The 26,291-nt window shown below is 67.3% G+C and carries 20 protein-coding genes; 14 read left to right on the plus strand and 6 right to left on the minus strand.

What is annotated here, in order from left to right; genetic code table 11:
- Positions 1-8: 8 nt before the first annotated feature.
- Entirely contained in the window at positions 9-914 is a 906-nt protein-coding gene (gnd, locus tag AC5P8Z_RS11755; RefSeq protein ID WP_286069912.1) for a phosphogluconate dehydrogenase (NAD(+)-dependent, decarboxylating), read from the plus strand.
- Positions 915-1,071: 157 nt separating this feature from the next.
- On the opposite strand, the gene AC5P8Z_RS11760 is transcribed toward gnd, so the two are convergent.
- Positions 1,072-2,115 (minus strand): oxidoreductase, encoded by a 1,044-nt coding sequence (locus tag AC5P8Z_RS11760; RefSeq protein ID WP_286069910.1) that lies wholly within the window; start codon positions 2,113-2,115, stop codon positions 1,072-1,074.
- A 170-nt stretch (positions 2,116-2,285) separates the two neighbouring features.
- On the opposite strand from AC5P8Z_RS11760, the gene AC5P8Z_RS11765 reads away from it, so the two are divergent.
- The 4 genes from AC5P8Z_RS11765 (at position 2,286) to AC5P8Z_RS11780 (ending at position 6,672) form a co-directional block, all read left to right on the plus strand.
- Complete coding sequence (locus tag AC5P8Z_RS11765; RefSeq protein ID WP_049429380.1) at positions 2,286-2,669, plus strand: BON domain-containing protein; 384 nt, start codon at positions 2,286-2,288, stop codon at positions 2,667-2,669.
- A gap of 232 nt (positions 2,670-2,901) precedes the next feature.
- The gene (locus AC5P8Z_RS11770) at positions 2,902-4,719 is read left to right on the plus strand and encodes a sensor histidine kinase (protein ID WP_495229088.1); all 1,818 of its coding nucleotides are present in this window, start codon (positions 2,902-2,904) and stop codon (positions 4,717-4,719) included.
- Positions 4,716-5,156 (plus strand): response regulator, encoded by a 441-nt coding sequence (locus AC5P8Z_RS11775; protein ID WP_005411057.1) that lies wholly within the window; start codon positions 4,716-4,718, stop codon positions 5,154-5,156. Before AC5P8Z_RS11770 ends, AC5P8Z_RS11775 begins: the two co-directional genes overlap by 4 nt.
- Positions 5,157-5,160: 4 nt before the next feature.
- On the plus strand, positions 5,161-6,672 hold the full coding sequence (locus AC5P8Z_RS11780; protein ID WP_286069907.1) for an ATP-binding response regulator: 1,512 nt from the start codon (positions 5,161-5,163) through the stop codon (positions 6,670-6,672).
- 72 nt (positions 6,673-6,744) lie between these two features.
- Here the strand turns inward: AC5P8Z_RS11780 and AC5P8Z_RS11785 are convergent, their stop codons facing one another.
- A complete protein-coding gene (locus AC5P8Z_RS11785) occupies positions 6,745-7,494 on the minus strand; it encodes a proteasome-type protease (RefSeq protein WP_286069906.1) in 750 nt (249 codons plus the stop codon).
- 91 nt (positions 7,495-7,585) lie between these two features.
- On the opposite strand from AC5P8Z_RS11785, the gene folK reads away from it, so the two are divergent.
- Positions 7,586-8,071, plus strand: coding sequence for a 2-amino-4-hydroxy-6-hydroxymethyldihydropteridine diphosphokinase (gene folK / locus AC5P8Z_RS11790; protein ID WP_286069905.1), 486 nt, complete (start codon positions 7,586-7,588; stop codon positions 8,069-8,071).
- 75 nt (positions 8,072-8,146) lie between these two features.
- Here the strand turns inward: folK and AC5P8Z_RS11795 are convergent, their stop codons facing one another.
- Positions 8,147-8,884, minus strand: a complete 738-nt coding sequence (locus AC5P8Z_RS11795; protein ID WP_286069904.1) for a pteridine reductase — start codon at positions 8,882-8,884, stop codon at positions 8,147-8,149.
- A 59-nt stretch (positions 8,885-8,943) separates the two neighbouring features.
- On the opposite strand from AC5P8Z_RS11795, the gene AC5P8Z_RS11800 reads away from it, so the two are divergent.
- On the plus strand, positions 8,944-10,128 hold the full coding sequence (locus tag AC5P8Z_RS11800) for a class I SAM-dependent methyltransferase (RefSeq protein ID WP_495229089.1): 1,185 nt from the start codon (positions 8,944-8,946) through the stop codon (positions 10,126-10,128).
- Positions 10,125-10,517, plus strand: a complete 393-nt coding sequence (locus tag AC5P8Z_RS11805) for a VanZ family protein (RefSeq protein WP_295566930.1) — start codon at positions 10,125-10,127, stop codon at positions 10,515-10,517. The genes AC5P8Z_RS11800 and AC5P8Z_RS11805 overlap by 4 nt, the downstream gene beginning before the upstream one ends.
- 114 nt (positions 10,518-10,631) lie before the next feature.
- On the opposite strand, the gene AC5P8Z_RS11810 is transcribed toward AC5P8Z_RS11805, so the two are convergent.
- The 3 genes from AC5P8Z_RS11810 to AC5P8Z_RS11820 all read right to left on the minus strand — a co-directional run bounded on the left by AC5P8Z_RS11810 (position 10,632) and on the right by AC5P8Z_RS11820 (position 16,887).
- Positions 10,632-12,971 (minus strand): beta-N-acetylhexosaminidase, encoded by a 2,340-nt coding sequence (locus tag AC5P8Z_RS11810; RefSeq protein ID WP_495229090.1) that lies wholly within the window; start codon positions 12,969-12,971, stop codon positions 10,632-10,634.
- Between the two features lie 125 nt (positions 12,972-13,096).
- Positions 13,097-15,721: a TonB-dependent receptor gene (locus tag AC5P8Z_RS11815; protein ID WP_495229091.1), complete on the minus strand. Its 2,625-nt coding sequence runs from the start codon at positions 15,719-15,721 to the stop codon at positions 13,097-13,099.
- 149 nt (positions 15,722-15,870) lie between these two features.
- Positions 15,871-16,887 carry a glucokinase family protein gene (locus tag AC5P8Z_RS11820; protein WP_495229092.1) on the minus strand — a complete coding sequence of 339 codons (1,017 nt, stop codon included), beginning with the start codon at positions 16,885-16,887 and terminating at the stop codon, positions 15,871-15,873.
- Between the two features lie 376 nt (positions 16,888-17,263).
- Between AC5P8Z_RS11820 and AC5P8Z_RS11825 the strand changes: the two genes are divergently transcribed.
- From AC5P8Z_RS11825 to AC5P8Z_RS11850, 6 genes are all read left to right on the plus strand, one after another.
- Entirely contained in the window at positions 17,264-18,553 is a 1,290-nt protein-coding gene (locus AC5P8Z_RS11825) for a sugar MFS transporter (RefSeq protein WP_286069895.1), read from the plus strand.
- A 39-nt stretch (positions 18,554-18,592) separates the two neighbouring features.
- Positions 18,593-19,660: a LacI family DNA-binding transcriptional regulator gene (locus AC5P8Z_RS11830; RefSeq protein WP_006391719.1), complete on the plus strand. Its 1,068-nt coding sequence runs from the start codon at positions 18,593-18,595 to the stop codon at positions 19,658-19,660.
- Between the two features lie 7 nt (positions 19,661-19,667).
- Positions 19,668-20,696 (plus strand): SIS domain-containing protein, encoded by a 1,029-nt coding sequence (locus tag AC5P8Z_RS11835; RefSeq protein ID WP_286069892.1) that lies wholly within the window; start codon positions 19,668-19,670, stop codon positions 20,694-20,696.
- Positions 20,696-21,844, plus strand: a complete 1,149-nt coding sequence (nagA, locus tag AC5P8Z_RS11840; protein ID WP_495229093.1) for an N-acetylglucosamine-6-phosphate deacetylase — start codon at positions 20,696-20,698, stop codon at positions 21,842-21,844. The genes AC5P8Z_RS11835 and nagA overlap by 1 nt, the downstream gene beginning before the upstream one ends.
- Entirely contained in the window at positions 21,844-22,911 is a 1,068-nt protein-coding gene (locus tag AC5P8Z_RS11845; protein ID WP_495229094.1) for an acyltransferase family protein, read from the plus strand. The genes nagA and AC5P8Z_RS11845 overlap by 1 nt, the downstream gene beginning before the upstream one ends.
- Before the next feature lie 227 nt (positions 22,912-23,138).
- Positions 23,139-26,165 (plus strand): autotransporter family protein, encoded by a 3,027-nt coding sequence (locus tag AC5P8Z_RS11850; protein ID WP_286069889.1) that lies wholly within the window; start codon positions 23,139-23,141, stop codon positions 26,163-26,165.
- The last annotated feature ends 126 nt before the right edge of the window (positions 26,166-26,291 follow it).

Here is a 26,291-nt window from a genome sequence, read left to right on the forward strand (position 1 = left end):
GTGAAACAATGGATATTGCAATGATCGGCCTCGGCCGCATGGGCGCCAACATGGCCCAGCGCCTGCATCGCGGCGGCCACCGCGTGGTCGGCTACGACCCGGGCGAAGGCGCCCGCCAGCGCGCCGCCGAGGCCGGCCTGGAGGTGGTTGATTCGCTGGCCGCGGCCGTGGCCGCGCTGCCGGTGCCACGCGTGGTGTGGCTGATGGTGCCGGCTGGCGAAACCGTCGACCAGACCCTGGGTCAGCTGACCCCGCACCTGGCCGAAGGTGACATCGTCATCGACGGTGGCAACTCCAACTACCAGGACTCGATCCGCCGCGCCAAGGCGCTGGCCGAAGACGATCTGGGCTATGTGGACTGCGGCACCAGCGGTGGCGTGTGGGGCCTGCAGGAAGGCTACAGCCTGATGGTCGGTGGCGAAGCGTCCGTGGTGGACCAGATCGCACCGCTGCTGCGCACGCTGGCACCGGCCGCCGATCGTGGCTGGGCACGTGTCGGACCGTCTGGCGCCGGGCACTTCACCAAGATGGTCCACAACGGCATCGAGTACGGAATGATGCAGGCCTATGCCGAAGGCTTCGCGCTGATGGAGCGCAAGCAGGAGATGGAGCTGGACCTGGCGCAGGTGGCCGAGGTGTGGCGCCACGGCAGCGTGGTGCGCTCCTGGCTGCTGGACCTGAGTACCGAAGCCCTCAAGCGCAATCCGTCGCTGGATGGCATCGCGCCGTATGTCGAGGATTCCGGCGAGGGGCGCTGGACCGTGGCCGAAGCGATCGCGCTGGACGTACCGGCGCCGGTGATCACCCTGTCACTGCTGGAGCGTCTGCGTTCGCGCGAATCCAATTCGTTCACCGACCGCCTGTTGTCGGCGATGCGCAACGAGTTCGGCGGCCACGCGATCAAGAAGTCGTAAGTCTTGCCGGGGTCGGATCCCTTTCCGCATGAAAGGGATCCGACCCCATGAGGCCTCACAAGTGCATTCCGATCATTGCCACGCCATCCCGCAGGAAACCAGCATTTGACGGTGATGTTGCCGTTGCTTCGGCAGGTGCAGGGCGCAGCCCTGCCGATCACCCCAACCGCACCCGCCGCCCCTCGCGCGAACTCTCCATGCCTGCCTGCAGCAACCGCATCAGCTGCAGCGCCTGTACCGGGCTGACCGTAGCTTCGCCATCACCATTCACCGCCGCCGCGAACTGCGCATACAGCCGCCGGTAGTCACCGGGCAGATTGTCGATGGTGCTGCGCTGCACGTTGTCCTCGGCATCACAGCGCACCAGCTCGCCATGCCGCGGGTCGATGCCCCATCCCGGCGCACCCGGGGCAACACCGCGCCGCAACTGTGCTTCCTGCACGTCCAGCCCATGCTTGATCCAGCTGGCCTGGCTGCCATGAACGCTGAAGTGTGGCGTCTGCGCCGCCACCAGCGAACCGGAATGCACGATGGCGCGATGCCGTGGGTAGTGGAGCACGGCGTGGAAGTAGTCGATGCCGGCACCGCCTTCGCGCTGCACGGCCAGATCCGCGTCGATCGCCTCGGGCCAGCCGAACAGCACCAGCATCTGGTCCAGCAGATGCGGGCCGAGGTCGTACCACAGGCCACTACCGGGACCGTCCTGCTCGCGCCAGCGGTCGCGCACCTGCGGACGGTAGCGATCGAAGTGCGCGTGGCATTCGGCTACCTCACCCAGCACACCTCCGGCCAGCAGCGCCTGCAGCGTGAGGAAGTCGGCATCGAAGCGCCGGTTCTGGAACACCGTCGCGATGCGTCCGGCATCGCGCGCCGCAGCCAGCACTGCTTCCGCTTCAGCCACGTCCAGTGCGAACGGCTTGTCGACCAGCACATGCTTGCCCGCCGCCAGGGCTGCGATCGCCAGCGGCGCGTGCTGTCCGTTGGGCGTGGCGATCACCACCGCATCCACGGCCGGGTCGTCGAACACTTCCTGCGGCGTGGCGCGAACGTGCACGTCGCTGAACGCGCGCAGCAGGGTGTCACGCTGCGAACTGACGATGCTGTGCAGTACCAGCCCGGGCGTGTGCTGGATCAGCGGTGCGTGGAAGACACGGCCGGCGAGGCCGTAGCCGATCAGGGCCAGTTGCAGGTCGGGGCGCATGACAGAGCTCCGGCAGTGGGAAGGGCAGGGTAAACGACGGGCCGTTGCAGGCCAAAACTGAACCGTTGCCGTTGGAAACGTTTCGATTCACGGCGGCATGACCGCAGCGCCACGCGTGCTCCACGCCTGCTTGTCCAGACTGGCAGCACATTCCGAAGGAGTACGACACGATGAGCAATACCACCCGCACGCTGATTGCTTCTGCCCTGACCCTGGGCCTGGCGCTGTCCTCCTCGGCCGCATTCGCCAAGGATCCGGCCGCGAAGAGCCCGCCGACCAGCGCACATCCGGCCACGCACGCCGATCGCCATGACTCCAACGAGCCGGTGACCGATACCTGGATCACCACCAAAGTGAAGGCCGACCTGCTCGCCAGCAGCAACGTTCCGGGCACTGAAATCAAGGTGGAAACCGTGAACGGCGTGGTGAGCCTCAGCGGCGCTGTGGCCACCCAGGCCGAGAAAGACAAGGCGGTCACCACCGCCAAGGGCATCAAGGGCGTGACCCGCGTTGATGCTGCCGCATTGAAGGTCAGCGCTGCCGCCAAGCGCTGAGCCCTATCGGGCGCCCCAAGCGGGGCGCCCGCCACCCTGTAGAGCCGAGCCCATGCTCGCCTGCCTTTGGGTTCCAGCCGAGCGTGGGCCCGGCTCTACAGGTGGGATTGCCAACCCGTTCAGCCAACCGGGCCGGAAAGCCCAGTGTTGTGATCGCCTGCGCTATATTGCCGGTTCCGCCGCAGCCGGGCAGGTCCCGGCCGACGCTCCGCGGCCGTGCTGAAGAGGAACTATGGCGCTGGTTTTCAGTGACGACATCTGGGACCGCTGGCGGTTGCCGGCCCTGGCACTGGCGGCTGCCGCGATCATCGTGGTGCCGTGGTTGACCCTGCGCAAACTGCAGCAGGACAGCGAGCAGGCGATGGCTTGGGTGAACCATACCCAGGCCGTGAGTGTGGCCCTGCAGCAGCTGCAGGCCGATGTGCGTGACGTCGAGTCGGCGGCGCTGACCCTGTCCAAGGGCGTGGACGCACCGGGCCTGCGCGAGCGCATGGCCAGGGCCAACGAAATCCCCGGGCGCCTGGCCGAGCTGGGCCGGATGACCCGCGACAATCCCGACCAGCTGATCCGGATCGGCCGCATCGAATCGATGCTGGAAGGGCGCATGGCACTTGCCCGTGAGCTCGCCAGATCCGAGCCCAACAGCGACCAGCGCGAACTGGTGCAGGATCTCAGCACGCGCTACCCGATCCGTGGACTGGTTGAAGAACTGCAGGACAGCGAGCAGAAACTGCTGACATTGCGTGCCGAGCAGGCCGCGCGGCAGCGCAAGCAGACCGAGCTGGTGTCGTGGAGTTCGCTGGTGGTGCAGCTGGCGCTGCTTGGTCTCGTGCTGTGGCTGCTGCAGCGGCAGATCGGCCGCCGCCTGCATGCCGAACGGCAGTCGCTGCGCTCGGCCGCACGCGCCGCCTCGGTGCTGCAGACCGTTCGTGAACCCATCGTGCTGCTCGACGGCGACCTGCGCGTGCAGCTGCACAACCCGGCCTTCGCCGAGTTGTACGGGCTTCAGGACGAGCGTGCCGATGGCCTGTTGCTGGAAGCCGTCGGTGACGGCGCCTGGAAGGACGCCGTAGTGCGCCAGCGCCTGTCCGACGTGCTGCTGCGCGGTCGCGAACTGTGGGATTTCGAGCACGAACAGCGCACTGCCGATGGCATGGCGCGCTACATGCTGCTGAACGCGCGCCGCATGCCGTTGCCCGATACCGATGACGAAGTGGTGCTGATGACGGTCAGCGATGTCACCATGCAACGCGCAGTCCAGCTGCGCGTTGAAGAGCTCAACCGCCAGCTGGAAGGCAAGGTTGCCCAGGTGTCCGAGGTCAACCGCGAGCTGGAGGCCTTCAGCTACTCGGTCTCGCATGACCTGCGCGCACCGCTGCGCCACGTCGCCGGGTTCTCCGACAAGCTGTCGCGCCACCTGGGCGATGCTGCCGATGACAAGAGCCGCCACTACCTGGAAGTGATCTCCAGTTCGGCCCGGCGGATGGCGGCGCTGATCGATGACCTGCTGGTCTACTCGCGGCTGGGCCGAGCCGCGATGCGCCAGCAGGCGGTGGACATGCAGTCGCTGGTGGCCGATACCCGCGCCATGCTCGATGCCAACCTGCAGGCCGAAGCCGAGGGCAGCGGCCATGCGCACCAGGTGGAGTGGAGCATCGCGCCGCTGCCGATCGTGGTGGCCGACGAGAACATGATCCGCCAGGTCTGGCTGAACCTGCTCGGCAACGCGGTGAAGTATTCGGGCAACCGCGAGCCGGCAAAGATCCGCGTGGACTACCAGCCGCAGCCCGATGGCGGTCATCAGTTCACGGTCAGCGACAATGGCGCAGGCTTTGACATGGCCTACGCCGGGAAACTGTTCGGCGTGTTCCAGCGCCTGCACAAGGCCAGCGACTACCCGGGCACCGGCATTGGTCTGGCCAGCGTACGCCGCGTGCTGACCCGCCATGGCGGCCGTATCTGGGCGGAGGCCGAACCGGACGTCGGCGCCACCTTCCACTTCTATCTGCCTCCCGCGATCGACGCGGATAAACAAGGTCCCTCTGCATGACGACTCTGCGCACCATTCTTCTTGCCGAAGACAGCCCCGCCGACGCCGAAATGGCGATCGACGCTCTGGAAGAAGCGCGTCTGGCCAATCCCATCGTGCACGTCGAGGACGGCGTGGAAGTGATGGACTACCTGCTGCGCCGTGGCGCCTTCGCCAACCGCGAGGAAGGCCTGCCGGCGGTTCTGCTGCTGGACATCAAGATGCCGCGCATGGATGGCCTGGAAGTGCTGCGGCAGATCCGCGAGCACGAAGAACTCAAGCGCCTGCCGGTGGTGATCCTGTCGTCCTCGCGCGAAGAGAGCGATCTGGCCCGCAGCTGGGACATGGGCGTGAACGCCTACGTGGTCAAGCCGGTGGACGTGGACCAGTTCTTCGGCGCGGTGCAGACCCTGGGCAAGTTCTGGGCGTTGATCAACCAGGCACCGGAACTCGAGTGAGCCCATGCCCCTGACCGATCCCGCTCTGGGAGCGCTGCGCATCCTGCTGGTGGAGGACTCACCGGAAGATGCCGAGCTGATGTCCGAACAGATGCTCGATGCGGGCCTGGAGGCCCGCTTCGAGCGTGTCGAGAGCGAGGCGGAACTGCGCCAGGCACTGGCCGCGTTCCAGCCGGATATCGTGCTGTCCGACCTGAGCATGCCGGGGTTCTCCGGTGACGATGCGCTGCGCATCGTGCGTGAGACCTCGCCGGAAGTGCCCTTCATCTTCGTCTCCGGCACCATGGGTGAGGAGAACGCGGTGGCGGCGCTGCAGAAGGGGGCCAATGACTACATCATCAAGCATCTGCCGGCACGCCTGCCGTCGGCAGTGGCGCGTGCGATCCGCGATGCACGCAGTGCGATCGAGCGTGCACGGGTGGAAACCGAACTGATGCGCGCACAGCGCCTGGAAAGCCTGTCGCTGCTCGCCGCCGGCCTCAGCCACGACCTGCGCAACATCCTGCAGCCGTTGCTGATCATGCCGGACCTGCTGAAGGCGCGCACCGACGATCCGCAGCTGCACCACCTGGCCGATGTCATCGCCGAGTGCGGCCGCCGTGGCCATGAGATGGCCGAATCGATGCTGTCGTTCGTGCGCGGTTCGCGCAAGCCGAGCGAACGCATCGAGATCGATGGCCTGTTCGATGCGGTGGCGCTACTGTTGCGCAGCAACGTGCCCGACGCCGTGCGCCTGGAGCTGCAGGTGCAGGATGAAGGCCTGGTGGTCGATGCCAACTACACCGAACTGCAGCAGGTGCTGCTGAACCTGGCGCTCAATGCTATCCAGGCGATGCCCAACGGCGGTCGCCTGAGCCTGACCGCCAGCCATGCCGGCCAGCGCGATGGCGTGGACTGGATGCACATCCGTGTGGCCGACGAAGGCATCGGCATGGATGCGGACACGCTGTCGCACCTGTTCAATCCGTTCTTCACCACCAAGGCCGACGGCACCGGACTGGGGCTGATTTCCTGCAAGCGCATCGTCGAAGGTGCAGGCGGCAGCATCCATGTCAGCAGCCAGCCGGGGCAGGGCACCTGCTTCGAACTGCGCCTGCCGATGCACGAGGCCATCGATGGCAGCGAGCCGATCGAACAGCTGGTGGCACTGGGCAGTGGCCAGTCGATCCTGGTGGTCGATGGCGAAGCCACGCGTTTGTCGCTGCTTGGCAATGCGCTGTCCAGCCAGGGCTACCAGTTGCAGCTGGCCTCCGACGGCCCGGCCGCGCTGCGCTGGATGCAGCAGGAGGCGATGCCCGCGCTGGTGATCGCCGATGCCGGTTCCAAGCTGCTGCCGGCCAGCCAGCTGCTGGGCGAGATGGCCACGCTGGGCTATCGCGGCCCCGCACTGGTGCTGGAGGACGCCGCGGTGGCGGTGCCGGCCGACGCGTTCCCGGCCGGCGTGGAGATACACGTGCTGCACAAGCCGCTGCAGATGCAGCAGGTGTTCCGCGCGGTGGCCGAAGCGCTGGGCTGAGCAAGCGTCGCCGGGCATGGCCCGGCGATACCCCACCGCCTTCGGTAGTGCCGGGCCGTGCCCGGCGGCAGGTCAGGTCGATCGATCCACGGATTCCCACGGGAACCGCGGCAGCGCGTCCACTGCCTGTTCCAGCCGCCGCGACCAGTTCTGGTGGATGTCCGCATACAACGCTGAATCCGCGCCGAGCCGCAGCTGCTGGCCGATGCGCAGTTCACCATCGCGCAGCAGCGCCAGGTCGATCGGCAGGCCTACCGACAGATTGGAGCGGATGGTCGAATCCAGCGACACGATTGCCGTGCGCGCCGCGTCCTCCAGGCGGGTGGCCGGGCTGAGGATGCGGTCGAGAATCGGCTTGCCGTACTTGGACTCACCGATCTGCAGATAGGGCGTCTCCGGCGACGCAGCGATGGCGTTGCCCAGTGGATAGACCATGTACAGGCCCGGCCGCTCGCCAGCGATCTGGCCGCCGAAGATCAACGTGGCCTGGGTGTTGACCCCGTCATGGCCGTGCTCGCTGTGGCTGCTGTGCACCTGGCTGTCCACGAGCAGCTGGCCGACATACTCGGCCGCCTCGAACAGGTGGGTCATGTCGCGCAGGTTGGGCGTGCGCCGTTCGCTGGCATCGCGCCCAAGGCGCGACACCAGCAGCTGGGTGGTGGCCAGGTTGCCGGCCGCCATCAGCACGTAGGCTGCCTGGCCGGGATACTCGAACACGTGCAGCTTGCGGTGCACGCGCACATCGTCCAGCGAGGCATTGGTCCGGGTGTCGGCAGCGAAGACCAGGCCCTCGTCCACCTCGATTCCAACGCAATAGGTCATGTCGGTGCCCTATCATGTGCGTCCCGGATTGTAGGCAGGCCGCCGTGACGACGGCATGTCCACGCCCCCCAAGCACTGTCACCTGAACCGCATGACCACCGTGCTCCTGAGCCTGGGCAGCAACGTCCAGCCCCGCCGCTACCTCCACGCCGCGGTGACGGCCCTGCGCGAGCGCTTCGGCGCGCTGCGGGTGTCGCCGGCCTACCGTACCGCCGCGGTCGGCTTCGACGGCCCGGCCTTCCTCAACAACGCCGTGGCGATCGACACCGACCTGCCGCTGGGGGAACTGGACGACTGGCTGCACGCGCTGGAAGACGCGCACGGCCGCGACCGCAGCGGGCCACGCTTCTCGGACCGGACCCTGGACATCGACGTGGTGTTCTACGGTGACCTGGTGGTGGAAGGCCCCGGACACCTGCGCATCCCGCGCCCGGAACTGAAGCACGCCTTCGTGCTGAAGCCGCTGGCCGACATCGCCCCGGACTTCATCGACCCCGTGAGCGGGTTGGACCTGGCCACACTGTGGCGTGCGCACCGGCAGCATGGCGAAGCGTTTGAGATCGTTGATCTGGAATGATCAGGTTGCGTTGCGGTCAGATCCCTTTTTCCGCAGGGAAAAGGGATCTGACCCGGTCGTCCGTCCTGCCCGGAGTCAACTCACCGTGCGCCCGCCATCCACGCGCAATGTGTGGCCGGTGACGAAGCTGGCTTCGGCCACCAGCCAGTACACCGCTTCGGCAATCTCCTCGACCGTGCCGATCCGCGCCAGCGGCGTGCGCGCCAGCAGCGCCTCGCGGGCGAAATCGTCCTTGCCCTGTTCCGGCCACAGGATCGCACCCGGCGCCACTGCATTGACCCGCACCTTCGGTGCCAGCTCCAGCGCCAGCGAGCGGGTGGCCATTTCCAGCGCAGCCTTGGCCATCGTGTAGGCGATGTGGTCGCGCATCGGGTCGGTGCCGTGCAGGTCGGTCAGGTTGACGATGCAGCCCTGCTGGCGGCGCAGGTAGGGCGCTGCCGCCTGTGACAGCAGCAGCGGCGCCCGCGCGTTGACCGCATACAACGCGTCCATTGCTTCGGCGGTGACCTGGCCAAGCGGGGTGGGGAAGAAGTTGGAGGCGTTGTTGACCAGCGCATCCAGCCGCCCGAAGTGAGTGACGGCCTGTTCCACCAGGTCGGGCAAGGCGTCGGCGTCACGCAGGTCGGCCTGCAGGGCCAGCACGCTGCCGGGACGCACGTTGTCGAAATCGAACGCGGCCTGCTGCAGCTCGGCGCTGGAGGTGTTGGCGTGCAGCACCACCGACCAGCCGCAGGCGTGGAACTGGCGGGCGATGGCCGCACCGATCCGGCGCGCGCTGCCGGTGATCAGGACCACGGGGTGGGTATCGCTCATCGAGGGTCCTCCAAGGCTCGGCTATCCTGTGCACCATTGTCACCGCATTCGAAGACGCCATGCAGCCCACCTTCCCCCAGCCCGAAGCCGATGCCCTGGCCCACAGCGACCAGCTGGCCGCCGCCCTGCGCGCCGAGATCCTTGCCCAGGGCGGGGCAATGCCGTTCTCGCGATTCATGGAACTGTGCCTGTATACCCCCGGCTGGGGCTATTACAGCGCCGGCGCCAGCAAGTTTGGTGGCGGCGGAGACTTCACCACTGCACCCGAGCTCGGCAGCCTGTTCGCCGGCAGCGTGGCCAACGCGCTGGCCCCGGTGTTCGGGCAGCTGGGCGCGCAGTCGCAGATGCTGGAACTGGGCGGCGGTACCGGCGCCTTCGCCGAAGCGGTGCTGCTGCGCCTGGCCGAGCTGGACGCTGTGCCGTCGCGCTATGCCATCCTCGAACCCAGCGCCGACCTGCGCGAGCGCCAGCAGCAGCGCCTGCGGCAGAACCTGCCGGCCGAGCTGGCCGCGCGCGTGGACTGGGTCGACCGCCCGTTCGAAGAGGACTGGGAAGGCGTGGTGTTCGCCAACGAGGTGATCGACGCGCTGCCGACCCCGCGCTTCCTGATCCGCGATGGCGAGGTCTACGAGGAAACCGTTGAACTGGATGGCGACGGCAGTTTCATCCGCGGCGCGCAGCCGGCCGATATCCTGCTCAACGGCGCGGTGCGTCACATCGAGCGCTACCTGGAAAAGCCCTTTGCCGAAGGCTACCGTTCCGAAGTGCTGCCGCAGCTGCCGTACTGGCTGCAGGCGGTGGCCGGCGGCCTGCAGCGTGGCGCGATGCTGTTCGTCGACTATGGCTACAACCGTGGCGAGTTCTACCAGCATGACCGCGACGATGGCACGGTGCGCGCGTTCTACCGCCACCACGTGCACAACGATGTGTATCGCTGGCCGGGCCTGCAGGACATCACCGCCTCAGTGGATTTCACCGCGATGGCCGAAGCAGGCATGCACGGGGGCTTCGAGCTGGCCGGTTACTGCAGCCAGGCCAGTTTCCTGCTCGGCAATGGTCTGGACCAGGTGCTGCTGCTGGCTGAGGAACGCACCGATGAAGTCGGCCGCATCCAGCTGCGCGACCAGGTGAAGAAACTGACCCTGCCTACGGAAATGGGCGAGCGCTTCCAGGCCATCGGCTTGCAACGTGGCGTCGACTTCGAGCCAGCCTTCGAACTGGGTGACCTGAGCTGGCGCCTGTGAGCAGTGCGTTGCCGGTGATCAAGCCGCTGCGGCGGCCGCGGTTGTGGACCGTGCTGTGGATGCTGGCGGTACTGCTGGTGGTCGTGGTCTGCCTGATCCCACCGCCGCCGATTCCGCTGCCGGAAAACAGCGACAAGGGCGAGCACTTCCTCGCCTACTTCATCCTGGCCGGCAGCGCGGTGCAGCTGTTCCGTCGGGGCCGCCCGCTGCTGTGCGTAGCCGTGGGCCTGGTGCTGATGGGGATCGGCATCGAGTTCGCGCAGGGTGCGCTGACCAGCAACCGCACTGCCGACCCGATGGATGCCATCGCCAACACGATCGGTGTGCTGGCCGGTATGGCGACGGCCCTGACCCCGCTGCGCGACCTGCTGCTGCGCTGGCGCGGCTGAGGTTCCTGTAGAGCCGAGCCCGTGCTCGGCTCCCTCCTGAAAGGCAGCCGAGCGTGGGCTCGGCTCTACAGTAGGTCCACGCCATGCGTGGATGCCCCGAGAGCGCAACCTCCGTCACTTCCCCAGCGTCACCTCATCCAGCACCCACATCGCCGGACGCGTGTCGCCGGTGAAGTTGATGCACAGGTCCGCATTGCCCTGGGGGCCCTTCGGCAGCGTTGCACGCAGGGTCACGAAGCCATCGGCATCCGGCTTGGCCGGCAGCGGTACTTCAGCCAGCACCTTGCCGCTGCAGTCGCCGCGACGCACCAGCATCTCGCCATGCGCACGCCTGGCCTTCTCGAAGCGACGTTTGGGTTCGTCGTGGGCCAGCTGGAAGTAGTACGGAATGCGACCGGCACGTACCTGCACGCTGCCGATGCCGTCCAGCTGCGCCTGCGGCCAACGCCAGCACGGCTGGAAGATATCCACGTTGAACACTGCACGGGTACCCTCGCGCGGGCCATCGTCTTCCAGGCGCAATACCAGGCCCTTCGTGCCCACGCAGCTGAGCAGCTCATCGCTGCGACGGCTGAGCAGCGACTGCGCGGTGAATGCCGCCACCGTCGGCTTCGCCGCCAGCATCTGTCCCTGGTAGAACGCCGCTGCCTGCACGGTGGCGGGCAGCGGTGCGGTCAGCGGCTGCTGGTACAACGGCGACTGCGCGCTCACCGGCTGGCCGTCGGTGCTGTAGCGCACCTCATAGCCCAGCGGATTGGCCAGCGACACGGTCACCGTATTGGCAGCGCGGTTGTCGGTGTAGTCCACGCCCACTTCGAACGGGGTCTGCGCATAGGCGAGGCCCCAGGCACGGTAGCGCTGCAGCTGGGAAGGCAGGCGCGCGAGGAAATCGCGGAAGTCGCGATGCTCCGGTGTACTCCAGCCGGTCTCGGCCACGGCGGCCAGGCGCGGGAACAGGTTGTGCTGCAGGCGTGCGTAGGTGCGCGTGTGCTCGGTGAACATGTTGGCCTGCAGGCCGAGGATGTGCCCGCGCCTGTCGGCGGCCAGCTCGGCCGGCACCGGTTCGAAGTTGTACAGCTTGCCGAGGTTGACCTGGGTCGGGCGGCCCGGCGGCTCGTTCGGCGAGGCCGTCTGCAGGTAATCCAGATAGAGGTATCCGACCGGCGACATGACCACGTCATGGCCGGCGCTGGCGGCGGCCAGGCCGCCTTCGGTACCCTGCCACGACATCACCGTGGCCTGCGGCGGCAGGCCGCCTTCGAGGATTTCATCCCAGCCGATCAGGCGCCGGTCGTGCTCCTCCAGGAAGTTCTCCAGTCGCTTGATGATGTGGCTCTGCATGGCCATCTCATCCTTGATGCCCAGCGCACGCATGCGCTGCTGCACCTGCCTGGAGGCTTTCCACTGGTCTTTCACTGCCTCGTCGCCACCCACGTGCACGTACTTCGCCGGGAACAGCGCGATTACTTCTTCCAGCACGTTCTCGAGGAAGGTGACGGTGCTGTCTTCGGTGTTGAACAGGTTCGGGAACACGCCCCATTCGCTGATCGGCTTCAGCGGGGTATTGATCGAGCCCAGTTCCGGATACGCGGCGATCGCCGCGGTGGCATGGCCGGGCACATCGATTTCCGGGATCACCTGGATATGCAGCTTGGCCGCATAGGCGATCACCTCGCGGATCTGGTCCTGCGTGTAGAAGCCGCAGTACGGATGTTCCTGACCGCTGGCCGGATCGATGCCGCCATCGCCAGCCGGCAGGCGGCAGCTGCCCACCTCGGTCAGCTTCGGGTAGCGCTTGATCTCCATGCGCCAGCCCTGGTCATCGGTCAGGTGCCAGTGGAAGGTGTTGAGCTTGTGCGCGGCCATCGCGTCGAGCACGCGCTTGATCTCGTCCAGGCTCTGGAAGTGCCGGGCGGAATCGAGCATGAAGCCGCGCCAGCTGAAACGCGGAGCGTCCTGGATCTGCACCGCGGGCAGCACCCCGTTGCTGCCGCCGGTGGCGAGCTGGGCGAGGGTAGTCGCGCCATAGAAAAGACCGGTTTCGTTGCCGGCCTGGATCACCACGCCCTGCGCGGTGCTTTCCAGCGTGTAGCTTTCGCCGCTGTCGCGGAAGGTGGGCACGATCTCGAAGCGGATGCTGCCCGACTTGGCTGCCGCCGTGCCCTTGGCCGGCGCAAGGCGCGGGCCGCCGCTGCGGGCCAGCAGGTCGGCGAACTGGGCGGCAACGCGTTGCGCGGCTTCGCCTTCGGCCTGCAGCACGGTATCGGCGCGAACGGTGATACCGCTGCTCTGGCTGCGTTGCACGGTGGCCGGGGCGGGAATCAGCATCAGGCTGCCGGCGCGCAGTTGTGGGCCGGGGCGGGCATCCAGTGCCGAGGCCTCTGCGGCGCGGCCGGCGGCGGGAAGCATCGCCAAGCCCAGCAGCATACTGGCAAGGGGGAAGGGTCGCATCATCTCACTCCTGTGGTGGGCGGCTCGCTGTGCCGCGCGTGGCCGCCGCGCAGGCGGCGATTCCGATCTCCCATCGTACGACGGGCCCGGAAATCCGGGCCCGTCGCGATGTGCAGCTGGGTAGAGTCTTAGAACTTGAAGTGCAGGGTGGCCATGTAGCGGCGCCCGCTCTTGTACTTGCCAGCGAGGTGTTCCTTGTCACCCAGGTACTGGAAGTAGGTCTCGTCCAGCAGGTTCTGCGCGTCCACCGTCAGCGACCAGTTGTCGTTGAAGGTGTAGCCGAAGCTGGCCCCGAGTTCCGCGTAGTCGTCCACGCTGGACGGGGCAGCACCGGCCACGTAGCCGCCGGCCAGGTAGCTGTCACGCCAGTTGTAGGTCAGGCGCGCGTTGATCGGACCCTTCTCGTAGTACGGGCTGAAGGCGATGGCGTTGCGCGATTGGTACGGTAGCGGATCGCCGGTGTTGTTCTCACCGTTGGCGTAGGTGTAGTTGGCGGTCAGGCCGAAGCCGCTTTCGCCGAAGGGCTGCTGGAAGCTGATGTTGAAGCCCTTGACATGGCCGCTGCCAGCGTTGCGCGGGCGCTGGATGCTGTAATCGCAGTAGCCGTCGGCGGTGCAGCCGTTGGTACCGACGAGGTTCGCCCAGGTGGCCGGCGAGGTATCGCGGATCGAGTTGTACTGACGCTCGATGGTGGCCGAGGTATCGATGTAGTTGTCGATCTTCTTGTAGAACACCGACCAGGCCACGACGGCCTGCGGCGCGTAGTAGTACTCGGCCGAGGCATTGAAGTTCCACGACTCATACGGCGACAGATCGGCGTTGCCGCCCGAACCGGTCAGAGTGGTGTCGTTGAGGAAGGTGTTGTTGACCATCTGGTTGTACGGCGCCCAGGCGATCACCTTGGCCGCGGCGAAGCGGAACACCCAGTCGTTGTCGGTGTCCCACGCGACGTTCAACGACGGCAGCACGAAGTCTTCCTTCTTGGTGCGGGTCTGCCACTTGCTGTCCAGATCGGTCAGGGTCGGCGTGCCGCCGTAGACGAAGCCGCTGCCTTCGGTCTTGGAATCGACGTAGCGCACGCCCAGGTTGCCGCGCAGCGGGCCATTGGAGAAGTTCAGCTGCGCGTAGGCTGCGTTGTTGGTCTGGGTCAACGCCCAGCTGTTGTTGAGGTAGCTGGCCGGATCGGGGTTGCTGTAGTCGATCGGGCTGTTGCGCACCCAGTTCAGCACGTTGTTGCGGCCGGCCTGAACGTGGTGGCCCTGGTCGTTGGTGAAGCCCTGGATGTCGGTCAGGCCGATGGTGCCGACGTCGGCCAGGGTGCCCGGGGTGACGCCGCCGTACACGTTGAGGGTGAAGGCTTCATCGTGCTTGCCGTGGCGCACGCCGAACTGCAGCTGGTTGAAGATGCTGTCGAACTGGACGTTGAAGTCGAGCTGGGCGTAGGTGTCCTTGCTCTCGGTGGAGAACACGCCGTTGTTGCCGAACCAGCCGCCGGCCGAACCCCAGTTGGCCGGGTCGCGGGCGCCTGCCGGGTCATCGAAGGTGATGCCCTTGTCCATGTTCCAGCTGTAGCCGCCGTTGTAGAACGGCTCGATGAAGTACTGGGCCAGGTTCTTGTTGTCGGACTTGCTCTGGCCGGCCTGACCGGTCACGCCCCAGCTTTCGCCCTTCCAGGCGCCACGCAGGTCCACGCCCTTGGTGACCACTTCGGACAGGCGCACGTTGTTGTCATAGATCAGCGTGCCGCTGTTGGCGATGGCGCTGGCGTTGGAATGGCCGCTGGTGGCCACACCGTTGCGCACATTGCCGAGCTGGTTGACGGCGTTGACGGTGCCCGGGTTCCAGGTCAGGAAGGAATAGAGCGACTGGTTGTAGTTGTCGAACTTTTCCTTGATGTACATGCCGCTCAGGTTGAACTCGAGCTCATCGGTCGGCTTGAACTGCAGGTTGACCACGGCGCTGTCGCGCTTGCGTTCCTGCTGGAACCAAGCGGCGTTGAACGAGTTCGGCACGTCCACGTCGGCAGCCACGCCGGTGGCATTGGGGAAGGTGCTGGCCTTGGTGTAGCCGAACACTTCCTTGCCCTGGCGGTCGACGGCTTCTTCGTAGTGCTGGGCCGAGACGGCCACGCCGAAGGTCTCGTCGTTGTTCTTCCAGCTGTACAGCATGGCCGCGTTTGGCTTGCCTTCGCTGGCCTGCTGGCTGTAGCTGTAGCCCACCGAGGCGGCCACTTCGTTCTGCTTCAGGTCCAGCGGCTGGCGGGTGTGCATCAGCACGGTGCCGCCGAGGCTGCCTTCGGTCAGTCGCGCTTCGGACGACTTGATGATCTCCGCCCGGCCCAGGATCTGCGGGGCCAGCAGTGTGTAGTCGAAGCCGCGGTTGGGCTGTTCGCCGTACAGCCAGATGGCCTGCGCCACCGGGTGGTTGTCCAGGAAGGACAGGTTGAGGCTGGGGTCGGTGCCGTCGATGCTGACGCGCTCGCCCTGACCGAAGCGGCGGTCCAGGGTCACGCCCGGGATCTGCGACAGCGCTTCAGCAACGTTGGTGCTCGGGAACTTGCCGATGTCCTCGGCGGTGATCGCTTCGGACACGCCGACGTTGTTGCGCTTGGTGTCCAGCGATTTTTCCAGACTGGCGCGGATGCCCACCACCTGCACGGTGTCCAGGTCCTGCGGGGTAGCCTGCTGGGCGTGCGCCGAGAAGGCGAGGCAGCCGACGATGGCTGCCGAAAGCAGAGTCTTGCGGGTGTTCATGATGTCTCTCCTCATCACTGATGTGCGTTGTCGGCGGCGAACGAATGGCGGTCATGCCTGGCGCCAGCAGGGGCTGCCGGGCGCGATGGTGCGATTCCAGTGCGTCGTGCGTACTGCGGTGCTGCGTACTGCTTGCTGCGTAATGCGGTTCAGGCGTTGGCGTGGAGCAGGAACCAGCTGGCGGCGCCGATGACGCCCAGCTGCCCGTGCTCGACCACCTTCACCGGGATGCGTGCCAGCGCTTCGCCCATCGGCCCCTTCTGCAGGTAGCGTTCGACGAAGGTGCTGGCATGCAGGTATTCGCGGATCTGCGGCAGGATGCCGCCGGCCAGGTACACACCGCCCTGCGCGCCATAGAACAGCGCCATGTCGCCGATGGTGCTGCCGAGCAGGCCGCAGAACACATCCAGCGCCTGGCGGGCGAGGGCATCGGTGCCGGCCATCGCTGCGGCGGTCACCGCATCCGGGCTGGCCAGCACCGGGGTCTGCCCCTGCAGGGCGCAGATGGCGTGGTACAGGTTCATCAAGCCAGGGCCGGACAGCGCATGTTCGATCGACACGTGCGCGCGGTCGCGCTGCATGTGGCGGACGATGGCCATTTCCAGTTCGGTGCTTGCGGCCAGCGTCGGCTGGCCGGCTTCGGTGGGCAGGACCACCGGGCCGTGCGCGGTGGGGATCCACAGCGCGGCGCCCAGGCCGGTACCGGGGCCGACTACCAAGGTCGGGCCGCGTGGCGCTGTGCCGGGGCCACACAGGTGGAGCACGCCGCTGGCGTCAACCTGCGCCGCGGCATAGGCCACCGCTTCGAAGTCGTTGACGATGTGCACGTGCTGCAGGCCGACCTCGGCTTCCACCTGCCGGGCCGACAGCGGCCACGGCAGGTTGGCGGTGATCACCGTACCGTCCTCGCGCGCGAAGCCGGCGGTGGCGACCACGCACTGGCTGGGCCGCGCGCTGTCACCGAGGAAGTCGGTGAGGATCGCACTCAGGCCGGCGTAGTCCGCATTGCGGTACTTGCGGTATTCCAGCAGTTGCACCGGGTGGGCCTCGTCGCCGCTGGCCTGTGCCCTTGCCACGCGCACATGGGTGCCGCCGACGTCGGCGGCCAGGAACGAGGGCGCGACGCGGGACAGGACATGGGCCGGGGCGGGATGGCTGGCGGTCACGCGGGCTCCTGCTGCAGGTGGGAAGCGGACCCACGAAAGGCCCGTCGATGGGGCGGAGTCTGTAACTGCGTTGACAACGATGTCAACGAGTTCGTGACACTTTCGTTGCTGCGCCGCAACGAACGAGAGACACCGTAAACGTTTACATGGTCTTGGCCCTGCTTTAACCCGCAAGCCGTTGCGCCATGGGCTTCTAGGGGCAGAGCGCATTCAGGCCAGATCGCGACGGTGCTGTTGCGCAGTGCAGCACGGCCGCATCGCGCCTGTGCAATCAAGTTGACAAACCGCGGTTGTCCATCGAAAGAATGTGACAACGTTGTTCCCAGCCACTCTCCGACGCCGCGTTCTGCGGCCGTCGCCGCAGGAGCCCTTCCCGATGTCCGCCGTCTCCGCTGCAAGCGTGCGCCCGAACGTGGCCACCTCCATCGCCATCGTCGGCGTGCTGTTCTTCCTGATCGGCTTCTTCACCTGGCTCAACGGCCCGCTGATCACCTTCGTCAAGCTCGCCTTCGAACTCAGCGAGGTCGGCGCCTTCCTGGTGCTGATGGTGTTCTACCTGTCCTACTTCTTCCTTGCGCTGCCTGCGTCGTGGATCCTGCGCCGCACTGGCATGAAGAAGGGCCTGAGCCTGAGCCTGCTGGTGATGGCCGGCGGCGCCGCACTGTTCGGCGAATTCGCCACCCAGCGCTGGTACCCCGGCGCGCTCGGCGGTCTGTTCGTGATCGGCAGCGGCCTGGCCCTGCTGCAGACCGCGATCAACCCGTACATCTCCATCCTTGGCCCGATCGAAACGGCGGCGCGCCGCATCGCGCTGATGGGCATCTGCAACAAGATCGCGGGCATGCTCGCGCCGGTGCTGATCGGTACCGTGGTGCTGCACGGCATCGGCGATCTCTCGGCCAGCGTGGCCGCGGCCGATGAGGCGACCAAGGCACAGCTGCTGAACGAATTCGCCGCCAAGATCCATGCACCCTACCTGGCGATGGCCGGCCTGCTGGTACTGCTGGCGGTTGCTGTGCTGTTCTCGCCACTGCCGGAAATCAAGTCGTCCGAAGCCAACGCCACCCCGGCCGCGGCCGGTGCCGCCGAGCGCCGCAGCATCTTCCAGTTTCCGCACCTGTGGCTGGGCGTGCTGTGCCTGTTCGTCTACGTCGGCGTGGAGGTGATGGCCGGTGATGCCATCGGTACCTACGGCCACGGCTTCGACCTGCCGCTGGACCAGACCAAGATGTTCACCTCGCTCACCCTGGGCGCGATGCTGGTCGGTTACGTGGTCGGCCTGCTGCTGATCCCGAAGGTGGTCTCGCAGTCGCGCTACCTGACCATCTCGGCGGTGCTGGGCGTGGTGTTCTGCCTCTGCGCCTGGGCCACCCACGGCTACGTCTCGGTGGCCTTCGTGGCCCTGCTGGGCTTTGCCAACGCGATGATGTGGCCGGCGATCTTCCCGCTGGCGATCCGTGGCCTGGGCCGCTTCACCGAAACCGGTTCGGCGCTGCTGGTGATGGGCATCGCCGGCGGCGCGATCATCCCGCAGCTGTTCGCGGTGCTCAAGCAGCACATCGACTTCCAGCTGGTGTTCGTGCTGCTGATGGTGCCGTGCTACCTGTATATCCTGTTCTACTCGGTGATCGGCCATCGCGCCGGCCTGCCGCAGGACAAGGCCTGATCGGCGATGATGGACGGCAGCCAACCCCAGGGAAAACCCATGCGCAGAGCGACCATCAAGGACGTTGCGGAGAAGGCCAAGGTCTCGCTGAAGACGGTCTCGCGGGTGATCAACAACGAACCGTCGGTGATGCAGGCCACCCGTGCGCGGGTGCTGCGTGCCATCGCCGAGCTTGACTACGAGCCCGATCCGTCCGCGCGCAACCTGCGCAGCGGCACCACCTTCGTGATCGGGCTGGTCTACGACAACCCGAACCCGTACCACATCATCGGCGTGCAGAACGGCGTGCTCGCCGCCTGCCGCGAGACCGGTTTCGGGCTGCAGATCCATCCCTGCGATTCCAGCTCGCCGCTGCTGGCCGATGAACTGGCCGACTGGGTGCAGCGTTCGCGTCTGGCCGGGCTGGTGCTGACCGCGCCGATGTCCGAGCGCCGCGACCTGATCCAGGCGCTCACCGCGCGCGGCATCAAGCTGGTGCGCATCATCGCCGCTACCGAAGACCCGGCCGACGGCGCCTGCGTGTTCGTCGACGACCGCGAGGCTGCCTATGAGATCACCGAGCACCTGATCCAGCTCGGCCACCAGCGCATCGGCTTCCTCTGGGGCGGCATCTCGCACCGCTCGTCGGGCGAACGCTACGCCGGTTACGAAGCCGCGCTGAAGGACTACGGCATGACCGTGGACAAACACCTGGTGGTGCAGGGCGATTACACCTTCGACGATGGTTTCCGCGGTGCGCGCCGCCTGCTGGCGCTGCGCGAGCCGCCCACCGCCATCTTTGGCTCCAATGACGAAATCGCTGCCGGCGTGCTGGCCGCCGCCAAGTCGGCCGGCATGAACGTGCCGTACGACCTGTCCATCGCCGGCTTCGAGGACAGCCCGTTCTCGCGCCAGTCGTGGCCACCGCTGACCACCGCCAAGCAGGCCACCGAAGACATTGCCCGCCACGCCGCCCGCCTGCTGATCGCACAGCTGCGCAGCGACGCCTACGACGATGCGCCGGCTCCGCTGCACAACCAGGGCTTCGTGCCGCAACTGGTGGTGCGCGGTTCGACCGCGCCGATGCGCCCCGCCGGTGCACGCCCCCTTCCTTCCGATCCTGCCTGAGCCTGCCATGTCGCTGTCAGACCCCACCGCCACCCTGATGTTCGCCGAGGCCGCTGAAGCGGCTGACGTGGTTGCCCGCCAGTTCTCGCGCAACCACGCCACCATGGAAACCCTGGCCGCCAGCCTGCGCGCAGCACCGCCGCCGTTCGTGGTCACCTGCGCCCGCGGCAGCTCGGACCATGCCGCCACCTACGGCAAGTACCTGCTGGAAACCCAGCTGGGCCTGGTGGTCGCCTCCGCGTCGCCGTCGGTGGGCTCGGTCTATGCCGCGCCGCTGCAGTTGCGTGGCGCGCTGTTCATCGTCATTTCGCAGTCGGGCAAGAGCCCGGACCTGCTGCGCAACGCCGAGGCCGCCAAGGCGGCGGGCGCGCGCGTGGTCGCGCTGGTCAACGTCGAAGACTCGCCGCTGGCGCAGCTGGCCGACACGGTCATTCCGCTGCATGCCGGTGCCGAGAAGAGCGTGGCCGCGACCAAGAGCTACCTGGCCTCGCTGGCCGCATTGCTGCAGCTGGCCGCGTACTGGAAGCAGGACAGCAGCCTGCGCAACGCGCTGGACCTGCTGCCCGATGCTATGCGCGAAGCGTGGCAGTGCGACTGGAGCGCGGTGACCGAGGGCCTGGTCGACGCCACCAACCTGTTCGTGCTCGGCCGTGGCCTGGGCCTGGGGGCAGCGCAGGAAGCCGCGCTGAAGTTCAAGGAAACCTGCAGCCTGCACGCCGAGGCCTACAGCTCGGCCGAGGTCAAGCACGGCCCGATGGCGCTGGTCGACCGCGGCTTCCCGGTGCTGGCCTTCGCCCAGCCGGACGAAACCGGCGCCGGTACCCGTGCGGTGGTCGATGAGTTCACCGCACGCGGCGCGCAGGTGTGGCTGGCCGGTGCCGGTGGAAACCTGCCGGTGGCCGCCGCGCCGCATCCGTTGTGCGCACCGTTGCTGACCGTGCAGAGCTTCTACCGCGCAATCAACACGCTGGCGCTGCGCCGTGGTTTCAATCCGGATCTGCCGCCGCACCTGAACAAGGTGACGGAGACCGTGTGATGGCGACCGTGCTGCGCAACGCCCGCATCCTGGCGGGCGATGAGTTCCGCGACGACCTGGCGGTGGTGATCGAAGACGGCCGCATCAGCGCGCTGCTGCCCGATGCCGCGCCGCAGCTCGGCCACGCGGCCGAGCAGGTGGACCTGGGCGGCGGCTGGCTGCTGCCCGGCTTCATCGACGTGCAGGTCAATGGCGGCGGCGGCGCGCTGTTCAACAACACGCCGGACGTGGCGGCGCTGCGCACCATCGCGCAGGCCCATCGCCGTTTCGGTACCACCGCGATGCTGCCCACGCTGATCAGCGATGACGTGGCGGTGATGCGCGAAGCCATCGGTGCGATGCGCGAGGCCATCGCGCAGGGCGTGCCGGGGGTGATCGGCATCCACCTGGAAGGCCCGTACATCGCGCCGACGCGCAAGGGCACGCACGATGCCAGCAAGTTCCGCGTGCCGGATGAAGAAGAGATCGCACTGGCCGCGTCGCTGGACAACGGCGTGACCCTACTGACGCTGGCGCCGGAGCGCGTGCCGCTGGAGACCATCCGTGCACTGGTCGAGCGGGGCGTGATCGTCGCCGCCGGCCACACCGCAGGCACCTACGAAGAAATCCGCGCCGGCCTGGATGCGGGCGTGCGCGGCTTCACTCACCTGTACAACGCGATGTCGCCGTTGCAGGGCCGTGAGCCCGGTGCGGTGGGCGCTGCGCTGGAAGACCGCGATAGCTGGATCGGCATCATCGTCGACGGCGTGCATGTGCACCCGGCCAGCCTGCGCGTGGCACTGGCGGCCAAGCCGCGTGGTCGCCTGCTGCTGGTGACCGATGCGATGCCGCCGGTCGGTGCCGACGATCCCAGTTACGTGCTGTATGGCGAAACCATCACCGCCATCGATGGTGTGGTACGCAATGCCGCCGGTTCGCTGGCCGGTTCTGCGCTGGACATGGCCACCGCCGTCCGCAATACCGTGCAGCTGCTTGGCCAACCGCTGGCCGAAGCTGCACGCATGGCGTCGACCTATCCGGCGCAGTTCCTCAACGTCGACGACCGCCTGGGCCATATCGCCGAGGGCTACCAGGCCGACCTGGTGCTGCTGGACGAAGCCCTGCAGGTGCGCGGTACCTGGATTGCCGGACAGTACGAGGCCGCCTGATGAACAGTACGCCGCCACGCCGCCTGGGCTCGATCGATGCCCTGCGCGGCATCACCGTGGCGGCGATGCTGCTGGTCAACAACCCGGGAGACTGGAGTGCGGTGTTCGCACCGCTGCGCCATTCGGAATGGCACGGCTGCACGCCCACCGACCTGGTGTTCCCGTTCTTCCTGTTCCTGGTGGGCGTGTCGATGGCCTTCAGCGTGGCACCGCGCGCGCAGGATACGGCGGCGCGACCGGCGTTGGCGCGCGGCGTACTGGAGCGCGCGCTGCGCATCCTGGTGGCCGGTGCGCTGCTGCACCTGCTGATCTGGTGGGCGCTGCATACCCATCACTTCCGCATCTGGGGCGTGCTGCAACGGATTGCGGTGTGCGCAGCGTTGGTGGGTGTGCTGGCGGTGTATGCGCGGCCGCGCGTGCAGGTGGGCGTGCTGGTCACGCTGCTGGTGGGCTACACCGCGCTGCTGCTGGGCATCGGTGACGTGGCGCCATGGACCAACCCGGCCAGCCGCCTGGACACCACGCTGTTCGCCCCCTGGATCTACCAGTGGCAGGCCGATACCGGGCTGGGCCATGACCCGGAAGGGTTGCTGAGCACGCTGGGTGCGCTGGCCAGTACCGTGCTCGGCCTGTTGGCCGGTGGTCTGCTGCGCAGCGGTCGTGCGGCGGCATTGGCTGGCCTGGGTGTGGCAACCGCCGTGCTGGGGCTGCTGCTGGCCACGGTGCTGCCGTTGAACAAGCAGCTGTGGACGCCCAGCTACGTGCTGTGGACCGGTGGCCTGGCCGCGCTGGCACTGTGGTTGGGCCACGTGCTGATCGACCAGAAGGGATGGCCGGCGCTGGGCCGGCGCTTCGGCGTCAATGCGATCACCGCGTATCTGGGGGCCTCGGTGATGTCGGTGGCGTTGATGGCCAGCGGTGCCTGGAGCTGGATCTGGCAGCAACTGGCCGCCGCGATGCCGCAGGCGCTTGAGTTGGCATCGATGCTGCAGGCGCTGGCGTTCGTCGCGCTGTGGTGGGGCGTGGCGGGGTGGCTGGACCGGCGGAAGATCTATCTGAAGATCTGACGGCATCTCATCCACGCCATGCGTGGATGCTTTCCGCGGCGGCCTGTGTTCGCCGCAAAGATGAAGAGTTTCAGCCACGTGGATGTGAGGTGATGCTCCATCAAGTTCGCAACTGAACTGTGATGGCCGCCACGAAATTTCACCTGTCGAAACCGTTCACCACACGGCAGACTGCCTGCGCAGTACCGCATATCCGCAGTTCCTGATCCCCTGTCCAGGAGTGCTGTATGCCCCGTGCCGTTCCGCGCGCTTTCCGTCCATGCCGCCTCACGGTTTCCGTGCTGCAGGCCCTGACCGTCCCGTCCATCATGCTGCTGACCGCCGGCGCCGCCTGGGCCGGCTGTGACACCGTCGCTCCGGTTGCGGGCCAGACCGTCACCTGCGATGCCAATGCACCGAATCCGCAGACGGTGCCGATCACCGCCACGGGCGCGGCCGGCGTCACCGTCAACGTCGACAGCGGAGCGCAGCTGCAGCAGAGCGGCGGCGCCAGCGCCATTGCGCTGGTGGGTGCTGGCGGGCACCTGCTGTCCAACCTGGGCACGATCAGTTCGGTGGGCGGCGTGGCGGTCCAGCTCGGTGGTGGCAGCCGCGTCGAAAATGCGGGCAGCATCAGTACCGGCAACAACACCGCGCTGCAGTTCGTCGGCGCGGGCGACAGCGTGCTGGTCAACCGCGGAACGATCAGCGGGCGCACCGGCGTGCAGTTCGGTGCCGGCAATGACCGCCTGGACATGCAGGCCGGCAGCATCAGCGGCGGCGTCCTGCAGGGCGATGGCAACGACGTGCTGGTGCTGGGCAACGGTACGATCGACAGCGTCGACCAGGGCAGTGGCGATGACCAGATGACCGTCACCGGTGGCACCGTCACCGGCGTGGTGGCGCAGGGCAGTGGCCGCGATGATTTCGTCATGAGTGGCGGCACGATCGGCGCGCTGCAGCAGGGCGACAACATCGATACCTTCCGCATGAGCGGTGGCCGCATCATCGGTGCGTTCGAGGATGGCGACCAGGCCTGGATGACCGCAGGCCGCATCGGCCGCGTCAACATGAAGCTGGACAAGAACCTGTGGGACCAGTCCGGCGGTACCGTGGATGGCAACGTGGTGACCGGCTTCGACACCGACACCATCATCATTTCTGGCACGGCCTATATCGGCGGCAACATCAGCGTCAGCGGCGGCAACGACAGCGTGACCATCACCGACGGCACCGTGCGCGGGCAGGTGCTGCTCAGTACCGGCGATGACACCTTCAACTGGAATGGCGGTGGCATCGTCTACGGTGCGATCGACATGGGGCCGGACAACGACGTGGCCACCCTCGGCAACCTCAACCAGGGCAACCTTGGCGCGGTGCCGCTGTTCGACGGTGGCAGCGGCATCGACCAGCTCAACCTCAGCAACGTCAAGACCGCCGGCGTGGGCCGCTTCCAGAACTGGGAGACCATCAACCTGGCCAACAGCACGGAGCTGAGCTTCGATGGCGACCTGGTGCTGGGCGACAGCAGTACCGGCACCGGCACGCTCACGGTGGATGACACCAGTACTGTGTACGCGGGCAGCGGCGGCCATGCCATCCGTCCGTTCAACAGTGGTGCACTGGTGGAGATGGTCAATGCCGGGCGCATCGACCTGACCGGCACCGGCGCTGGCGACGTGTTCACCGTGCGTGGTAACTACCGCGGAGACGGTGGTGGCCTGTACCTGCGCACTGTGCTGGGCGCGGACAACTCCACCAGCGACCGTCTGGTGATCGACGGCGGTACTGCCACCGGGACCACCGGCATCGGCGTGCTCAACGCCGGCGGCAGCGGCGCGGCCACGCTGGCCGACGGCATCCTGGTGGTGCAGGCCTTGAATGGTGGCCGCACCGCGCCGGGCGCGTTCTCGCTGTTCGCACCGGTCGCGGCCGGTGCCTACGAGTACTTCCTGTTCAAGGGCGGTGTCAGTGCCGGTACCGCAGAGAACTGGTACCTGCGTTCGACGCTGGTGACCGGGCCGACGCCAGCACCCAACGGTGGCGGCAGCGCGACACCGCCACCGCTGACGCCTCCCGTGGCCCCGCCGCCGCCGATCACCCCTGCGCCGCCACCGCCGCCCGAAGGCGCCACCGATCCGGACCTGACCGCGGGCGAGACCGCACCGCCGCCACCGCCGCCGGAACCGGTGCCGGTGGCGCCACCCAGCGATCCGGCCGTGCCGGACGTGCCGGTGGCCGGCGGTGCGCTGCCCGGCACCGGCGCGCCGCCTACGCCGGGTGCACGCCCCGCCGAGGGCACAGTGGTACCGCTGTACCGCGTGGAGACCGCCGCCTATGCGGTGGTGCCGCCGCTGCTGCGCGAGACCTCGCTGGCCAGCCTCGGTACCTTCCACGAGCGGCAGGGCGAGCAGCGCCTGCTGTACAACCAGGGCGCGTTCCGCACCGCCTGGGGGCGGTTGGTGGGGCAGAGCAGCGAGATCCATTGGAAGGAGGATGCGCAGCCGGGCTTCGATGGCGATGTGATGGGCCTGCAGGCGGGTCTGGACGTGTGGGCCGCTGCCTCCGACAACCATCGCAACCAGATCGGCGTGTTCGTCGGTCGCACCCGCGCGCAGGGCAGGACCACGGGTCTGGCGCTGGGCTGGGAGAACGTGCAGGTGGGCCAGAACCGCCTGGACGACAAGCACGTGGGCCTGTACTGGACCTTCACCGACAGCAGTGGCGGCTACATCGACGCCGTGGCGATGCAGAGCCGCTACGACGGCCGCGTGCGTTCCTCGCGTGGGCTCGGCTTCGGCATCAAGGGCGATGGCACCAGCGTGTCGGTGGAGGCGGGCAAGCCGCTGCTGCACGTCGGGCAGTCCGCATGGTGGCTGGAACCGCAGGTGCAGGTGATCTGGCAACGCACGTCGCTGGACGACCGCCGCGATGAGGTGTCGCGCGTGCGTTTCGACAACGACAACGCCTGGACCGGCCGCGTCGGCCTGCGCGTTGCCGGCGATTACCAGCTGGCTGACGACGGCTGGCAGCCGTACTTCAAGCTCAACTACTGGCATGGCCGTTCTGGAGAGGATCGCATCCGCTTCGACGACGACACGATCATCAATTCGCAGCGCTCACGCGCGCTCGAAGCCGGTGTGGGCGTGGTCGGGCGCTTCAACCGCACCATCAGCGCGTACGCGATGGCCGACTACACCCGCGAACTGGGCGGTGACCGCAACGAGAAGCGCCGCATCATCGAAGGCAACATCGGCCTGCGCGCGGACTGGTAGCGCCGGGCCATGCCCGGCGGCATGAACCGCTCTGGTGGGTGTCGACCTGAGTCGACACGAATCCTGCCACCGTCATGACTCTGTAGAGCCGCGCCATGCTCGGCTGCGTCAGTCGTGCTCCTCCAA

Source organism: Stenotrophomonas sp. YJH_SMC_17, from assembly GCF_059371655.1.

Coding starts and splice junctions, on each gene's coding strand:
- folK (WP_286069905.1), top strand. CDS start 7,586: ATGACCACCGTGCTCCTGAGCCTGGGCAGCAACGTCCAGCCCCGCCGC.
- AC5P8Z_RS11765 (WP_049429380.1), top strand. CDS start 2,286: ATGAGCAATACCACCCGCACGCTGATTGCTTCTGCCCTGACCCTGGGC.
- AC5P8Z_RS11770 (WP_495229088.1), top strand. CDS start 2,902: ATGGCGCTGGTTTTCAGTGACGACATCTGGGACCGCTGGCGGTTGCCG.
- AC5P8Z_RS11845 (WP_495229094.1), top strand. CDS start 21,844: ATGAACAGTACGCCGCCACGCCGCCTGGGCTCGATCGATGCCCTGCGC.
- AC5P8Z_RS11830 (WP_006391719.1), top strand. CDS start 18,593: ATGCGCAGAGCGACCATCAAGGACGTTGCGGAGAAGGCCAAGGTCTCG.
- AC5P8Z_RS11780 (WP_286069907.1), top strand. CDS start 5,161: ATGCCCCTGACCGATCCCGCTCTGGGAGCGCTGCGCATCCTGCTGGTG.
- nagA (WP_495229093.1), top strand. CDS start 20,696: ATGGCGACCGTGCTGCGCAACGCCCGCATCCTGGCGGGCGATGAGTTC.
- AC5P8Z_RS11835 (WP_286069892.1), top strand. CDS start 19,668: ATGTCGCTGTCAGACCCCACCGCCACCCTGATGTTCGCCGAGGCCGCT.
- AC5P8Z_RS11795 (WP_286069904.1), bottom strand. CDS start 8,884: ATGAGCGATACCCACCCCGTGGTCCTGATCACCGGCAGCGCGCGCCGG.
- AC5P8Z_RS11785 (WP_286069906.1), bottom strand. CDS start 7,494: ATGACCTATTGCGTTGGAATCGAGGTGGACGAGGGCCTGGTCTTCGCT.
- AC5P8Z_RS11775 (WP_005411057.1), top strand. CDS start 4,716: ATGACGACTCTGCGCACCATTCTTCTTGCCGAAGACAGCCCCGCCGAC.
- AC5P8Z_RS11825 (WP_286069895.1), top strand. CDS start 17,264: ATGTCCGCCGTCTCCGCTGCAAGCGTGCGCCCGAACGTGGCCACCTCC.
- gnd (WP_286069912.1), top strand. CDS start 9: ATGGATATTGCAATGATCGGCCTCGGCCGCATGGGCGCCAACATGGCC.
- AC5P8Z_RS11800 (WP_495229089.1), top strand. CDS start 8,944: ATGCAGCCCACCTTCCCCCAGCCCGAAGCCGATGCCCTGGCCCACAGC.
- AC5P8Z_RS11850 (WP_286069889.1), top strand. CDS start 23,139: ATGCCCCGTGCCGTTCCGCGCGCTTTCCGTCCATGCCGCCTCACGGTT.
- AC5P8Z_RS11760 (WP_286069910.1), bottom strand. CDS start 2,115: ATGCGCCCCGACCTGCAACTGGCCCTGATCGGCTACGGCCTCGCCGGC.
- AC5P8Z_RS11810 (WP_495229090.1), bottom strand. CDS start 12,971: ATGATGCGACCCTTCCCCCTTGCCAGTATGCTGCTGGGCTTGGCGATG.
- AC5P8Z_RS11815 (WP_495229091.1), bottom strand. CDS start 15,721: ATGAACACCCGCAAGACTCTGCTTTCGGCAGCCATCGTCGGCTGCCTC.